The following is a 13,767-nucleotide window of genomic DNA, read 5'->3' as shown; positions in this document are numbered from 1 at the left end:
TCAGGCCGATGTATTGGCTGGCTTGGCGGATTCGAGCCGATGGGGCATGCCGCTGGCAGCTTCCGCTCCCCCGGGAGGAGCGTGATTGGATTTCCCCGGTTTCTACGGTTGATTGGATAAGAGCGTTCTCATGGTCGGGCACCCGCTGGGTGGGCCGTCTTCGGGTGTGGTTGTCAACAGGGGGAAATTGTATGCATCAGGCGAGTCGGCTCTTGGCAGGGAGCGGAACGGTTGCGCGTTGGTTGGCGGCATGGCAGCCGGAATCGGCTCGCCATGCATATGGCCGCGCGCATGGGCTGACGGGAGGGTGCGTCGCGCTGGTATTGGCGCTGCTGCTGTGCGTCCCGCAGCTGGCCCATGCCGTGCCCACCGACATCCAGCTCAGCAACCAGTCCGTGGGCATCGGAGGCGGCTTCAATGCGACGGTGGGAACGTTCTCCACCAGTGATGCGGGGGTGGGCGAGACCTTCACGTACACGCTGGTGACGGGGGCGGGCGACACCGACAACCCGGCTTTCCAGATCTCCGGCAACAGCCTGTTGGCCAACAATCCATCGACGTTCACCCCAGGGACGCAGAAGAGCGTCCGCGTCCGCAGCACCAATTCGCAGAACGCCACTTACGAGAAGGCGTTCACCATTTCGGTGATGTCGCTGCCGGTGATCCAGTCGGTGGCGCCCAATGCGGGGCCGACGGGGGGCGGCATGACGGTGAGCATCGTGGGCAGCGGCTTCGCTGCTGCCAACCTGACCGGGGCGGTGAAATTCGGCGCCAGCACGGCCGGCTATGTCATCAACAGCGACACGTCGATCAACGCCACCTCCCCGGCGAACGCAGCGGGCACCTACGACATCACCGTCACCACGCCCAACGGAACCAGTACGACCCACTTCGGGGACCAGTACACGTATGTGCCCGCGCCGACCGTGACCGCGGTGTCCTCCACCGCCGGTCCGACCGTTGGCGGTGACACGGTGATCCTCACCGGTACCGGTTTCTCTGCCGCGCCGGCAACGGGCGCGGTGCAGTTTGGTGGTGCCACTGCCATCTACATCATCAACAGCAACACGCAGATCACCGCCATCGCGCCAGCCAATGCGCCCGGTACCTACAACATCAGGGTGAGCACGCCGGGTGGCGCCAGCGCGCCCGCTACCGCGAACATGTACACGTATGTCGCCGCGCCCACGGTGACCACGGTGTCGCCCGCCTCCGGGCCAAGCGTCGGCGGCACCACGGTGACCATCATCGGCAGCGGTTTCGCTGCCGCTCCGGGAACCGGTGCGGTGTGGTTTGGTGGGGCCGCTGCCAGCTACACCATCAACAGCAACACACAGATCACCGCCACCGCGCCGGCCAACCTGGTCGGCAACTATCACGTCACGGTGACCACACCGGGCGGTACCAGTGCGACCAGTGGCGCGAACCAGTACAGCTACCTGGACGTACCGGTCGCAAGTTCGTTCACGTCCGCGGCGGTGACCTACAACGCCAGCGGCGTGCCGCTCAGCCTGGCCGGCCATGCCACCCACGCGCCGACAAACTATGCCGTCGGCTCCACCACCACCGCGCAGGGGGGCTCGGTGGCGGTCGATCCGGCGGGGCTGGTGATGTACTTCGCGCCGATCGGCTTCCGCGGCAATGACAGCTTCACCTTCACCGCGACCAACTCGAGTGGTACCTCCGCTCCGGCCACGGTCACCGTGCCGGTCAGCAACCCGGTGCTGTCCTCGACGTTGATCGGCAACGGGACACGGGGCGTCGCGCTGTCGGGCGTGCAGATCAGCACGTCCGGTGGCAGGGCGCCCTACAACTGCTCGAACCTGTTGGCCACGGGCGCGCTGCCCGCGGGCACCCAGCTCAACACCGACTGCACGATCAGTGGCACGCCGGCGGCCAGCGGTACCTTCAACTTCACCGCCACGGTGACCGACAGCACGCTCGGCATCGGGCCCTTCTCGCAGACCACCGGCGCGCTGTCGCTGACGATCGCCGCGCCGGTGCTGAGCCTGTCGCCGGCGTCCGGCGCGTTGCCGGGTGGCGCTGCCGGTGTCGCCTATTCGCAGACCTTCACCGCCAACGGCGGCACCACGCCCTACGTGTATGCGCGAACGTCCGGCGCGGTTCCGCCGGGCCTGACCCTGGCGGACGGCACGCTGTCGGGTACGCCGACCGTCGCCGGAACCTACAACTTCGACATCACCGTCACCGACGCTTCCAGCGCCGGCAGTGGCGGCCCCTACAGCCGGGTGCAGTCCTACAGTGTCAGCGTGGCCCAGGGCAGCCAGACGATCACGTTCAATGCGCTGCCCAATGTCTCGCTCAGCGCCTCGCCGCTGGCGCTGTCGGCCACCGCATCCTCGGGTCTCACGGTCGGTTTCACCTCGATCACGATGGGGGTCTGCTCGGTCGTCGGTACCTCGGTGACCCTGCTGCAGCCGGGTACCTGCTCGATCATCGCCAGCCAGGACGGCGATGCCGGCTGGGCCCCTGCGGCTGACGTCGTGCGGAGTTTCACGGTGACGCCGGCGAACCTGGTGCTCAACGCCGGCGCGGCGTCCGCTCCGCGCGTGGGGGACAACTACAGCCAGAGCAATGTGGCAACCGGCGGTGCCGCGCCCTATACCTATGCGCTGAACGCCGGCGCGTTGGTGCCGGGCACCTCGCTCAACATGTCGACCGGACTGGTGTCGGGCACGCCGACCGTCGCCGGCAGCTTCGCCTATCAGCTCCGGGTCACCGACAGCCAGGCTCCATCCGCCATCGCGGTCGGCGCGATCGTCAGCGTGACGATCGCCAAGGGCAACCAGACGGTCGGCTTCATGCCATCGCTGCCCAGCCTGGTGCAGGTGGGCGGGGCGCCCTACAGCGTGACCGCGGTGGCAAGTTCGGGATTGACGCCGACGGTGTCGCTGGCTGCAGGCAGCAGTGGCTGCGTGCTTGCGGGCGGCACGCTGACCTTCACTGCTGTCGGCACCTGCATGATCAACGCCAACCAGGCGGGCGACAGCAACTGGAACGCGGCCGCGCAGGCCCAGCACAGCATCAACATCGGTGCGGCCGGCGGCATCGCCGCAGCGGTCGATTTCTCACCCGGTCAGATCGGTGTCGGCGCGGCCGGACAGGTCACGATCACCTTCACCAATCCGAATGCATCGAGCAGCCCCGCCTTCAGCGTGCTGCTTACTTCGCCGGTGCTCGTCTCGCGGATTCCCGCGGTACCGGGGGGGAGCTGCCTGGTCGGCTCCGCATCGGTGCCGAGCATGAACACCGTGCAGCTCACCAATGTGGTGGTGCCGGCGGGCAGCTGCACCGTCACCTTCGGCTACAACGGGACCACGGCGGGTTCCGCCATGGGGTTCGTGCTGGGCGCGTTCACGCCCAGCGGCTATCCGACCACGCAGTCGACGATCGGCAACAGCTTCGCCGTCGTGCCGACGGTCAGCACCATCTCGCCCAATGCCGGTCCGGCCAGCCAGGTGGTCACGATCAGTGGCACCGGTTTCAGCACGACGCCGGGCAACAACCTGGTCAGTTTCGGCGGCGCCGGCAACGGCACCGTCACGGCAGCGTCGGCCACCTCGCTGACGGTCACCACACCGGCGGCCGGCAGCGGCCCGGTTGCGGTGACCGTCGCGGTGAACGGCCAGGCCAGTACCAGCAACGCCACCTACACCTTCATCGACAAGCCGGTGGCCGCGGACACGACCGGCGTCACGGTGCCGTACAACAGCACCGGCACGGCGATCGACCTCTCCGGCGCGATCACCGGCACGCACCACAGCATCGCGATCGGCAGCGCGGCGGCACATGGCACCACCAGCGTCGCTGGCGATGTGGTGACCTACACGCCCACGGCCGGCTACTTCGGCACGGACAGCTTCACCTTTACGGCCACCGGGACCGGTGGCACGTCCAACATCGCCACGGTAAGCCTGACCGTCGCCACCCCCGCCGCGCCGGTTGCTGCGGACAGGGCGGTGATGGTGCCGTATCAGAGCCCGGGTACACCGATCGATCTGGCGTCCTCGATCACCGGCGTGCACGCCGCGATCGCCATCTCCACCGCACCGCAGCACGGCACCGCCAGCATCGCCGGCGATGTAGTCAGCTACGTGCCGGCACCCGGTTATTCGGGCCCGGACACCTTCACCTATGTCGCCACCGGCCCCGGCGGGACCTCCGCGCCGGCGCGGGTCAGCCTGACCGTGAGCGTGCCGCCCCTGGAACTGGGCCCGACCAGCCTGGCAGCGGCCACCGCGTCCAACGCCTACACGCAGCGCGTGACCGCCAGTGGCGGTACGGCGCCGTACACCTATGCGGCCAGCACATTGCCTACCGGTCTGGTCCTGTCGGCCGATGGTGAGTTGTCCGGCGTGCCCACCGGCGCGGGCAGCTTTGGCTTTGACATCACCGTCACCGACAGCAGCACCGGCGCCGGTCCGTTCTCCGTGACCCGCCACTACACGCTGGTGGTGGCAGCGCCCAGCCTGCAGCTGGACCCGGCACTGCCGCCGGCCACCGCCGACGTGGGCTACCAGCAGCAGCTCGGTGCCAGCGGGGGGACCCGCCCGTACCGCTTCAGTCTGTCCAGCGGCGCGTTGCCGCCGGGCCTGACGCTGCTCGAGTCCGGCCGCATCGAAGGTGAGCCCAGCGCGGCCGGAAACTACGACTTCAGCGTGCAGGTCACCGACGCGAACGGCTTCACCGGTGTGCAGGCCTATCATTTCCAGGTGCAGGCCGGCGCGCAGGTGATCTCCGCCTTCGTCGCCACGCCGGCCGAACCGGTCTACGTGCAGGGCGGCAGCTTCACCCTGGGCGCCAACGGGGGCGGTTCGGGCAACCCGGTCAGCTTCGCCTCCAGCACGCCGGCGGTGTGCACGGTCAGCGGGACGACGGTGACGATGCTCGCTGCCGGCACCTGCGGGCTGACCGCCGACCAGGCCGGCAACGCGATGTACCAGGCGGCCACGCAGGTCCGGCTGGACGTGAACATCGCGGTGGGGACGCCGCAGCTGTCCTGGCTGGGCGACCTGACCCGGACCCAGGGCGAGGATGCCTTCGAACTGCCGGCACCGCATAGCAGCAGTCCCGGTGCCTTCAGCTATGCCAGCAGCAACCCGGCGGTGGCCACGATCAGCGGGCGTACCGTCACCCTGGTCGGTGAGGGCACCACCGTGCTGGTGGCGACCCAGGCGGCGACCAGCAACTTCGCCGCGGCCACGGTGCAGCTGCAGCTGACCGTCAATGCTCGCCCCGATCCGACCCATGACGGGCAGGTCAGTGGTGGCTTGCAGGCGCAGGTCGATGCCAGCGTGCGCTTTGCCCAGGTGCAGGGAGACAACATCCGCGCGCGCCTGCGCCAGGTACGCAGCGGTACCAACGCCAGCAACTTCAACTTCGCGCTGGCCTATGCGGGCAGCCAGCAGTCCTCGGGCCTGACCCTGCCGGTCGGCCAGGCGGCGGAGGCGGCGCTGCCGGCCTTGCCGCAGGGCTGGGGGCTGTGGCTGGCCGGTACCGCCACCTTCGGCAAGGTTGGCCGCAACGGGCGCGCGGGCGGTGGCTTCGATTTCGACACCGGCGGCATCACTCTCGGCGCCGACCGCGCGGTGGGCGAGAACCTGTTGTTCGGCATGGCCGGCAGTTGGGGCCGGCAGGGCACCGACTTCGATGGCAGCCCTTCCAAGGCCGATGCCGACCAGCGTTCGCTGGCGGCCTATGGGCTGTGGCGGCTGGGCGAGCACCTGTTCGTGGACGGCCTGCTGGCCAACGGCCGGCTGGACTTCGACCTGACCCGCTGGAGCGAGCCGGCCAATGCCAGCGCACAGGCCTCGCGCAAGGGAGACCAGTGGTTCGGGTCACTGACGGTCGGCTATGAGCATCGCCATGCCAACGGCATGAGCGTGACCGGGTATGGCCGCTACGACGGCCACCGCGCGACCCTGGATGGCTACCGCGAGCATGGGCTGGGCATCTACGACCTGCACTATGGCCGCCAGCGCGTGGACAACAGTGCCTTGGCGGTGGGCCTGGAAGGCAGCCTGAGCTTCAAGCGCGAGCGGCTGAACTGGCGTCCGTACTGGAGCATCGAGTACCGCAGCGCATTGGAGAACCGCGGTGATGTCGCGATGAACTACGTGCAGCGGCCGCAGGGCTCCGATTACGTGCTGGCGATGCGCAGCTACAACGACGACATGCTGGCGCTGGGGGCGGGGATGGACCTGCAGCTGGACAGCGGCTGGATGTTCTCGCTGCTGCTCGGGCACGAGCAGGGCCGCAATGCGATGCGCAGCAATAGCATTGGCCTGCAGGTGCGGTTCGGCCAGCAGGGTGCCAGCGTGCCGATGTTCGGCGAAGGCGATGAGCTCGGCGTCGGCGATGGCGCACGTCGTCGCTGCCATGGCGACGCGGCGACGTGTACGGCGTCCGGTAGCGGGAGCGGGACGCCCTTGCCGTGATGCGTAGGATCGCGCCGGCGGTGGCCGGCGCGATCAGCCAGCGATGCCGTTCAGAGCAGGCGGTGGCGCTGCAACAGCCGCCGCAACGACTGCGCGTGATAGGCGGTATCGGCCAGCAGGCCTGCCGCACGCGCGCCCTGCACGTTGCGGAACAAGTGATCCACGAACAACGTGCGCGACGGCGGGCAGCCGAGCATGTCGCAGGCGGCTTGATAGGCGGCGGGATCAGGCTTGCGCATACCTAGTTGGGCGCTGCCCAGCACCCGGATGTCCGGCAGCAGTTGCGCGATGAGCGGCAACGTCAGCGCGCCATTGTTGGTCAGGACCGCAACGCGCACGTGGGCTGGAATGCGACCGAGCAGGGCAATGCAGTCACGCCGCGGCGTGCTCGCCGCTCGGCGTGCGGCCAGCCAGTCCTTGGCCTGCAGCGTGCTGCCCAGTGCATCGTTCAGCGCCTCCAGCAATGCCCCGCCGGCCAATGCACCGCGGGCATGGGCAAGTTCCAACGATTGTCCGCGCAGCACGGCATCCAGTTGCGGTGATTCGACGCCCGCGGCGGTTGCCAGCACCTGCAGGAACCGACGGTGGTCGTAGTCGGCCAGCAGGCCATCGAAGTCGAGCAGCAGTGCATGGGGAGCAGGCATCAAGGCGGGGGCAGGTGGGATGGAGGGGAAGTATCGACGCGCGCGCCGGTTCCTGCATCCCTGCGACATCCCGTCGCAGGTGCCATCCGCGCAGCTTGCCTAGAATCACCGCAACCCACGTATTCACGGAGTTGTGCTTGAAGCGTTATTCCCTGCTGTTGGCCCTTGCGGTCCTGTTGCCCGCCGCACCCGCCATGGCCCGCACCTGTGCGGTGACCATCGAGGGCAATGACCGCATGCAGTTCTCGTTGCCGGAAATCCGTGTTGCCGCCGATTGCACCCAGGTCGACCTGACGCTGCGCCACACCGGCAAGCTGGGCGCCACGGCGATGGGCCACAACTGGGTGCTGACCCGTACGCCGGACTTCCAGCCGGTGGCCACGGCCGGCATGCGCGCGACGTTGGCCGACAGTTATCTGCCGAAGAACGATGCGCGGGTGATCGCGTTCACGCCGGTGATCGGTGGTGGCCAGACCACCCGGGTGCGCTTCCCGACCAGCAAATTGGCGCGCGGGGGGGACTACACCTTCTTCTGCTCGTTCCCGGGGCATTGGGGACTGATGAAGGGCAAGCTCGTTTTCGGCTGAGCGGGCTGTGGTAGCAGCACACGTGGAGCGGCCCTCATCCGCCCTGCGGGCACCTTCTCCCGTAGACGGGAGAAGGGATGGGGGCAGCGTGAGCGCCAGGGATGCTGCACGATTTCAGTTCGCGATAGACCAAGCCCTTCTCCCGCACGCGGGAGAAGGTGCCCGCAGGGCGGATGAGGGAGGGCTTTCGCCTTTCTATCTGCAGATCGTGCCGCAGGCTCAGCCCGCTGCCACCACCTTGAACGCCTCGCGCGCTGCAACCAGCGTGGCCTCGATCACCGCATCATCGTGCGCGCTGGACAGGAAGCCGGCTTCGTACGCCGACGGTGCCAGGAACACACCACGCTCCAGCATCGCGTGGAAGAAGCGGTTGAACGCCGGGATGTCGCAGGCAGTGGCCTGCGCATACGTTTCCACCTTCTCATCGGTGAAGAACAGGCCGAACATCGCGCCGACGCGATTGGTGGTGACCGAAACACCGGCATCGCGCGCAGCCGCTTCCAGCCCATCGCACAGCTTGGCGGTGGCCGCAGTGAGGCGGTCATGGAAGCCGGGTTCCTGGATCAGCTGCAACATCGCCAAACCAGCCGCCATCGCCACCGGATTGCCGCTGAGCGTGCCGGCCTGGTAGATCGGGCCGGCCGGGGCGATCTGCGACAACAATTCGCGACGGCCGCCATACGCGCCCACCGGCATGCCGCCGCCGATGATCTTGCCGAAGGTGGTCAGGTCCGGGGTGATGCCGTAATGCGCCTGCGCACCGCCCAGGGCGACGCGGAAGCCGGTCATCACTTCGTCGAAGATCAGCAGCGCGCCGTACTGCGTACACAGTGCGCGCAGGTGCTGCAGGTAGCCATCGCGCGGTGGGATGCAGTTGGCGTTGCCGACCACCGGTTCGATGATCAGGCCGGCGATGTCCGTGCCCTGCTGTTCGAACAGCGTGGTGGCCGCCTCGAAATCGTTGTAGGGCAGGGTGAGGGTGAGTTCGCTCAGCCCGGCCGGCACGCCCGGTGAGGTCGGCACGCCCAGGGTCAGCATGCCGCTGCCGGCCTTGACCAGGAACGAATCGCCATGGCCGTGGTAGCAGCCCTCGAACTTCACGATCTTGTTGCGGCCGGTGGCGCCACGTGCCAGTCGAATGGCCGACAAGGTGGCTTCGGTACCGGAGTTGACCATGCGAACCATCTCGCACGACGGCACCAGCGCGGTGATGGTCTCGGCCATGGTCACTTCGGCGGGGCACGGCGCACCGAACGACAAGCCATTGCCGATGGCCTGCTGCACGGCGTCGCGCACGGCCGGATGGTTGTGGCCGACGATCATCGGGCCCCATGAGCCGACGTAATCGATGTAGCGGTTGCCATCGACGTCATGCAGGTAGGCGCCGTCGGCGCGTTCCACGAAGAACGGTTCACCGCCGACCGACTTGAACGCGCGCACCGGTGAATTGACACCACCTGGCAGCAGCGTCTGGGCGCGCGCGAACAGGGCGTGGGATTGGGCGTGGTTCATGGGTAACTCCTCTGTAAGGTTCCAACAGCGTTGAAGCGCGCGGATTCAAAGCCCCTCTCCCGCTTGCGGGAGAGGGGGGGGTGAGGGGGCTTCCAGGCGCAAAAAGCTCCCCTCATCCGCCCCTTCGGGGCAACTTCTCCCGCCGACGGGAGAAGGGAAAAGCCGTGCCTTTCAGCTGTCAGGTGAATTCAATCAGTGTGGAAACAACGCCGGTACGCCTGCAACGCAGCCACCGGATCATCCTCGGCGAACACGCCGCTGATGATCGCGAGCAGGTCCGCGCCGGCTTCGACAACGGGCCCCGCATTGTCCGGGGTCAGCCCACCGATCACCACCCGCGGCACGCCCAGTGCGGCGCTTTGTCGCAGCAGGTCGGTGCTGGCGCGGCGGGAGGTGGTCTTGCTGCGGCTGGGGAAGAACGCGCCGAAGGCGACGTAGCTGGCCCCGGCCTGCACGGCACGTTCGGCCAGTGCCAGTTCGTCGTAGCAGGAGGCGCCGATGATGGCCTGCGGCCCGAGCAGGGCGCGGGCCGCGGCGATGTCGCCATCGTCCTCGCCCAGGTGCACGCCGGCGGCACCGACCTGCTGCGCCAGCGCCGCATCGTCGTTGATGATCAGCGGCACCCCGGCCGCGCTGCACAGCGCCTGCAATGCCGTGGCCTGGGCCAGCCGGGTCGGGGCATCCACCGCCTTGTTGCGGTACTGCAGCCAGGTGGTGCCGGCCAGCAGTGGCCGCACGCGCGCGAGCAGGCGCGCGCTGTCGGTTTCGTCGGGGGTGATCAGGTACACGCCGCGGGCGGCGGGAGAAGCAGGGGACATGATGGCTACCGGTACGGCGGCGGGAGTGTGACAATCAACGCCGTTTCTCATTGCAGCGATTATCCCCGATGTCTGATGCCACGGCCTCCACCTTCCGCAACTGGATGTGCGTCGTCTGCGGTTTCATCTACCGCGAGGCCGATGGGCTGCCGGAAGAGGGCATCGCCCCGGGCACGCGCTGGGAGGACGTGCCCGACACCTGGACCTGCCCGGACTGCGGCGTGACCAAGGACGACTTCGAGATGGTCGAGCTGGACTGAGCCCCGGCAGGGGCGACCTTGGCCGCGGAGCCGGCGGTGGCTCCGGTGACGGCAGGCGCGGGCCTGCGGGTCGCAGGTAACCTCCTCGGGAGGGTTGGCGTTGCTTGCAGCTCCGGGGCGGTACCGGCTTCGCGGCCGAGGCCGCTCCTGCGGGATCAGTGCAGTTTGGGGCGCTCGCCGCCCAGCTCGACCAGGCGGTCGCGGATGCTGGCCGCGTCACTGGCCTCCGGTTCCATCTTCAGGTAGCGCGCCAGGTCGGCGCGGGCGCCGGCCAGGTGTTCCAGCTGCAGGTAGGCCAGGCCACGGTCGCGTACCGCATCGGCCTGTTCGGGGGCCAGCTTGAGGACGCGGTCGGCACTGCGCGCGGCGCGGTCCCATTCCCCGCGCTCGGCGTACACGCCATACAGGTTGCGCAGCATGCGCATCAGGATCGCGCGGTGCGGGGCCGGGTCCAGGATCTGCGCCAGCACGCTGTCGTCCGGTGCCTGCCCGCCCAGGTTGGTGCGCGCCCGCTCGCGCAGTTCATCCACGCCGAGCGGGCGACCGCCGTTGAACGGGTCCATGATCAGCACGCCGTCATCCACCGGCAGCCGCACCAGGAAATGGCCGGGGAAGGAAATGCCTTCCAGCGGCAGGCCCAGCCGGCGCGCGACCTCGATCTGCACCATCGCCAAGGAGATCGGGTTGCCCAGGCGCCGCTCGAACACCTCGTTGAGGTAGCTGTTGCGCGGGTCGTAGTACTCGTCGTTGTTGCCGCTGTAGCCCACCTCGTTGAACAGGTGGTGGTTGATGGCGGCGATCTTCAGCGGCCACTCGCGGGTGGCGTCCACCTCCACGCGCAGGTGGTCGGCATGGGCCTGCAGCAGGCGCTCGTAGGCGGCCGGATCCAGCTCGGGATACTCGTCACGGGCAATCAGCAGCGCGGTCGGCAGCAGTGGCAGGGCGTCATCGGCCAAGGTGGCCAGCTCGTCCCAGTGCGGAAGGGTGATGCGTGTATCAGACATGCCCCAAGACTGCGGGCAAAGCCCGGCCGGTTCAAGGCCGGGCGCCGGGACGGTTCAATCCGCCTTGGGGATGCCCGGGCCGAAGGTCAGCTCGGCGCCATCCTCCAGCTTCAACCGGGCAGCCTGGCCTGCATTCAGCTCCAGCACGTAGCGGGCCGGCTTGAAGCTGGGGTAGGGCGGGCACATGTCGCCGGCCGAGCACGGCGGCACGTCGCGCTGCTGGCTGACCAGGCGGCGCTGGCTGTCGAAGTACAGGATGTCCAGCGGGATGCGGGTGTTCTTCATCCAGTACGCCTGTGGTTCCTCGAAGTCATGGATGAACAGCATGCCGCTGCCGGTATCCATCTGGTCGCGGAACATCAGGCCGCGGGCGCGGGTTTCATCGTTCTGGGCCAGTTCCACCTGGTAACGGGTACCGGCCAGTTCCACCCAATGCTTGCCATCGGCGCTGGCGCAGCCGGCGAGGGTCAGCAGGGAGAGCAGCAACAGGGAGCGCAGTAGGGACATGGAAGGCTCTGTCGGGAAGGAGTGGGTGGCAGTGCGGGGCGAGGGACGGCCGTGGCCTGTCCCCGGGCCCCGCATAAGGTCAAAGCACCTGCGGCGGTTCGCCGCCGACGATCACCACGTCGGCCGGCCGGCGCGCGAACAGGCCCACGGTGACCACGCCCGGGATCTGGTTGAGCTGCTGTTCCAGCTTGACCGGATCGGTGATGGACAGGTTGTGGATGTCCAGGATCAGGTTGCCGTTGTCGGTGACCACGCCGTCGCGCCACACCGGCTGGCCGCCGGTCAGGGCCATGATCTCGCGGGCGACCAGGCTGCGTGCCATCGGGATCACTTCCACCGGCAGCGGGAACTTGCCCAGCACCTTGACCTGCTTGCTCGGGTCGACGATGCAGACGAACTGCTTGCTGGCCTCGGCGATGATCTTCTCGCGGGTCAGCGCGGCACCACCGCCCTTGATCAGGTTCTTGTTGCCGTCGCACTCGTCGGCGCCGTCCACGTACAGCGACAGGCCGCCGGTGTGGTTCAGGTCCAGCACCTCGATGCCGTGGCCCTTGAGCAGGGCGGTGCTCTGGTCCGAACTGGATACCGCGCCTTCGATCTGGTCCTTGATGCGGGCCAGTGCCTCGATGAAGTAGGCGACGGTGGAGCCGGTACCGACACCGACGATCATTCCCTTCTGGACGTACTCGATGGCTTTTTCGGCGGCCAGGCGCTTGGCTTCGGACATGGTGGGACTCGATGGAGTTGGAGGAATGCGTGGAGCGGGTAGGAGCGGGCTTGCCCGCGAAGCCGGTGTCGCCAACGCTTGCATGCATACCCGCAGCGGGAACAGCGCATGCTTCGCGGCCGAGGCCGCTCCTACGGGGTCAGCTTGATTTCTTTTCCAGCGACAGCAGGCGCTTCCACTGCGCGGCGGTGACCGGGAACACCGACAGCCGGTTGCCCTTGGCGGTCAGCGGAAAGCCTTCGCCCAGTTCGTCGGCATGCAGCTTGATCTCGTCCAGCGCGATCACCTGCGCCAGCTTGCGCTCGAAGGCCACGTCCACCAGCATCCAGCGCGGTTCCTCGCGCGTGCTCTTGGGGTCGTGGTAATCGGATTTGGGGTCGAACTGGGTGTCGTCCGGGTAGGCCTCGCTGGCCACCGTGGCCAGGCCGACGATGCCCGGCACCTTGGTATTGGAGTGGTAGAACAGGATGCCGTCGCCGACCTTCATCCCATCGCGCATGAAATTGCGCGCTTGGTAGTTGCGCACGCCATTCCACGGTTCGGTGCCCACGCGCTGCAGGTCATCGATGGAAAAGACGTCCGGTTCGGACTTCATCAGCCAGTAGCGTTTGCGGGCGGTCATGCGTTCAACGGTTCCGGGTAGAGAGTGGCCTGCTCGGTACAGATCGCATCGACCGCCACGTCCCAGTCCTCGACCGGCAGCGACGGCACCTGCTGGGCGGAAAAACCAACCCCGACCAACCACGGCGGCGCGGCCTGGCGCTGCCGGAATGCGAAGCTGCGATCATACCAGCCGCCCCCCATCCCCAGCCGCCGGCCGTGCGGATCAAAGCCCACCAGCGGCGCAACGACCAGCGCCATTTCTTCCGGGTGCAGCGCCGTGGAAGGGTCCACGGCGGGCTCGGGAATGCCATAGCGGTTGCTGACCAGTGGCTGCCCGGGCCGCCACGGCGCAAAGCGCAGCCGTTTGCCGTGCAGTACCGGCAGGCAGTAGGTCTGCTGCGGCGGCAACTGCATCTGCCAGCGGTGCAGCGCGATTTCCCCATCCATCGCCCAGTAGCCTGCGACATGGCCGCTGGCGTGGGCAAAGGGCAGGGCAAGCAGGTGCGCGGCCAGTGCTTCGGCGGCGGCGATGCGGTCGGCGGCGGGAATATCACGGCGGCGCTGGCGCAGCTGTTGGCGCAGCCGTTGGCGAGGATCGTCAGTCATCGACACAGGGTATCGGAATCAGGACCTGAAGCCCCTCTCCC

At 68.0% G+C, this 13,767-nt stretch carries 11 protein-coding genes; 3 read left to right on the top strand and 8 right to left on the bottom strand.

Annotated elements, in window-relative coordinates:
* Positions 1-323: 323 nt before the first annotated feature.
* Positions 324-6,458, top strand: a complete 6,135-nt coding sequence (locus tag IB227_RS11695; RefSeq protein ID WP_192287542.1) for an IPT/TIG domain-containing protein — start codon at positions 324-326, stop codon at positions 6,456-6,458.
* A 50-nt stretch (positions 6,459-6,508) separates the two neighbouring features.
* Here the strand turns inward: IB227_RS11695 and IB227_RS11690 are convergent, their stop codons facing one another.
* A complete protein-coding gene (locus tag IB227_RS11690) occupies positions 6,509-7,102 on the bottom strand; it encodes an HAD-IA family hydrolase (protein WP_192287541.1) in 594 nt (197 codons plus the stop codon).
* 137 nt (positions 7,103-7,239) lie between these two features.
* Here IB227_RS11690 and azu point away from each other — a divergent pair, with 137 nt between their 5' ends.
* On the top strand, positions 7,240-7,689 hold the full coding sequence (gene azu, locus IB227_RS11685; protein WP_192287540.1) for an azurin: 450 nt from the start codon (positions 7,240-7,242) through the stop codon (positions 7,687-7,689).
* A gap of 219 nt (positions 7,690-7,908) precedes the next feature.
* On the opposite strand, the gene hemL is transcribed toward azu, so the two are convergent.
* Together hemL and thiE are read right to left on the bottom strand one after the other, a co-directional pair.
* Positions 7,909-9,201: a glutamate-1-semialdehyde 2,1-aminomutase gene (gene hemL / locus IB227_RS11680; RefSeq protein WP_192287539.1), complete on the bottom strand. Its 1,293-nt coding sequence runs from the start codon at positions 9,199-9,201 to the stop codon at positions 7,909-7,911.
* A 188-nt stretch (positions 9,202-9,389) separates the two neighbouring features.
* Positions 9,390-10,019, bottom strand: a complete 630-nt coding sequence (gene thiE, locus IB227_RS11675; protein WP_192287538.1) for a thiamine phosphate synthase — start codon at positions 10,017-10,019, stop codon at positions 9,390-9,392.
* 68 nt (positions 10,020-10,087) lie between these two features.
* Between thiE and IB227_RS11670 the strand changes: the two genes are divergently transcribed.
* Entirely contained in the window at positions 10,088-10,279 is a 192-nt protein-coding gene (locus IB227_RS11670) for a rubredoxin (protein WP_132865487.1), read from the top strand.
* 155 nt (positions 10,280-10,434) lie between these two features.
* Here IB227_RS11670 and IB227_RS11665 read toward each other — a convergent pair whose 3' ends face one another.
* The 5 genes from IB227_RS11665 to IB227_RS11645 all read right to left on the bottom strand — a co-directional run bounded on the left by IB227_RS11665 (position 10,435) and on the right by IB227_RS11645 (position 13,726).
* Positions 10,435-11,283 carry a SirB1 family protein gene (locus tag IB227_RS11665; protein WP_192287537.1) on the bottom strand — a complete coding sequence of 283 codons (849 nt, stop codon included), beginning with the start codon at positions 11,281-11,283 and terminating at the stop codon, positions 10,435-10,437.
* 54 nt (positions 11,284-11,337) lie between these two features.
* Positions 11,338-11,790, bottom strand: coding sequence for a DUF192 domain-containing protein (locus IB227_RS11660; protein WP_132865485.1), 453 nt, complete (start codon positions 11,788-11,790; stop codon positions 11,338-11,340).
* Positions 11,791-11,869: 79 nt separating this feature from the next.
* Positions 11,870-12,517, bottom strand: a complete 648-nt coding sequence (gene rpiA, locus IB227_RS11655) for a ribose-5-phosphate isomerase RpiA (protein WP_132865484.1) — start codon at positions 12,515-12,517, stop codon at positions 11,870-11,872.
* 139 nt (positions 12,518-12,656) lie between these two features.
* On the bottom strand, positions 12,657-13,139 hold the full coding sequence (locus tag IB227_RS11650; protein ID WP_192287536.1) for an EVE domain-containing protein: 483 nt from the start codon (positions 13,137-13,139) through the stop codon (positions 12,657-12,659).
* The gene (locus tag IB227_RS11645) at positions 13,136-13,726 is read right to left on the bottom strand and encodes a 5-formyltetrahydrofolate cyclo-ligase (RefSeq protein WP_132865482.1); all 591 of its coding nucleotides are present in this window, start codon (positions 13,724-13,726) and stop codon (positions 13,136-13,138) included. Before IB227_RS11645 ends, IB227_RS11650 begins: the two co-directional genes overlap by 4 nt.
* Between the last annotated feature and the right edge of the window lie 41 nt (positions 13,727-13,767).

It is taken from the genome of Stenotrophomonas sp. STM01 (genome assembly GCF_014852135.1).
In the GTDB taxonomy this organism is placed as follows: domain Bacteria; phylum Pseudomonadota; class Gammaproteobacteria; order Xanthomonadales; family Xanthomonadaceae; genus Stenotrophomonas; species Stenotrophomonas capsici.
This window is presented reverse-complemented; position numbering and strand designations above follow the sequence as displayed.

What these genes read in the sequence shown, in the direction of transcription:
- IB227_RS11690 (WP_192287541.1), bottom strand. Translation starts at nt 7,102, where the DNA reads ATGCCTGCTCCCCATGCACTGCTGCTCGACTTCGATGGCCTGCTGGCC.
- hemL (WP_192287539.1), bottom strand. Translation starts at nt 9,201, where the DNA reads ATGAACCACGCCCAATCCCACGCCCTGTTCGCGCGCGCCCAGACGCTG.
- thiE (WP_192287538.1), bottom strand. Translation starts at nt 10,019, where the DNA reads ATGTCCCCTGCTTCTCCCGCCGCCCGCGGCGTGTACCTGATCACCCCC.
- IB227_RS11670 (WP_132865487.1), top strand. Translation starts at nt 10,088, where the DNA reads ATGTCTGATGCCACGGCCTCCACCTTCCGCAACTGGATGTGCGTCGTC.
- IB227_RS11665 (WP_192287537.1), bottom strand. Translation starts at nt 11,283, where the DNA reads ATGTCTGATACACGCATCACCCTTCCGCACTGGGACGAGCTGGCCACC.
- IB227_RS11660 (WP_132865485.1), bottom strand. Translation starts at nt 11,790, where the DNA reads ATGTCCCTACTGCGCTCCCTGTTGCTGCTCTCCCTGCTGACCCTCGCC.
- rpiA (WP_132865484.1), bottom strand. Translation starts at nt 12,517, where the DNA reads ATGTCCGAAGCCAAGCGCCTGGCCGCCGAAAAAGCCATCGAGTACGTC.
- IB227_RS11650 (WP_192287536.1), bottom strand. Translation starts at nt 13,139, where the DNA reads ATGACCGCCCGCAAACGCTACTGGCTGATGAAGTCCGAACCGGACGTC.
- IB227_RS11645 (WP_132865482.1), bottom strand. Translation starts at nt 13,726, where the DNA reads ATGACTGACGATCCTCGCCAACGGCTGCGCCAACAGCTGCGCCAGCGC.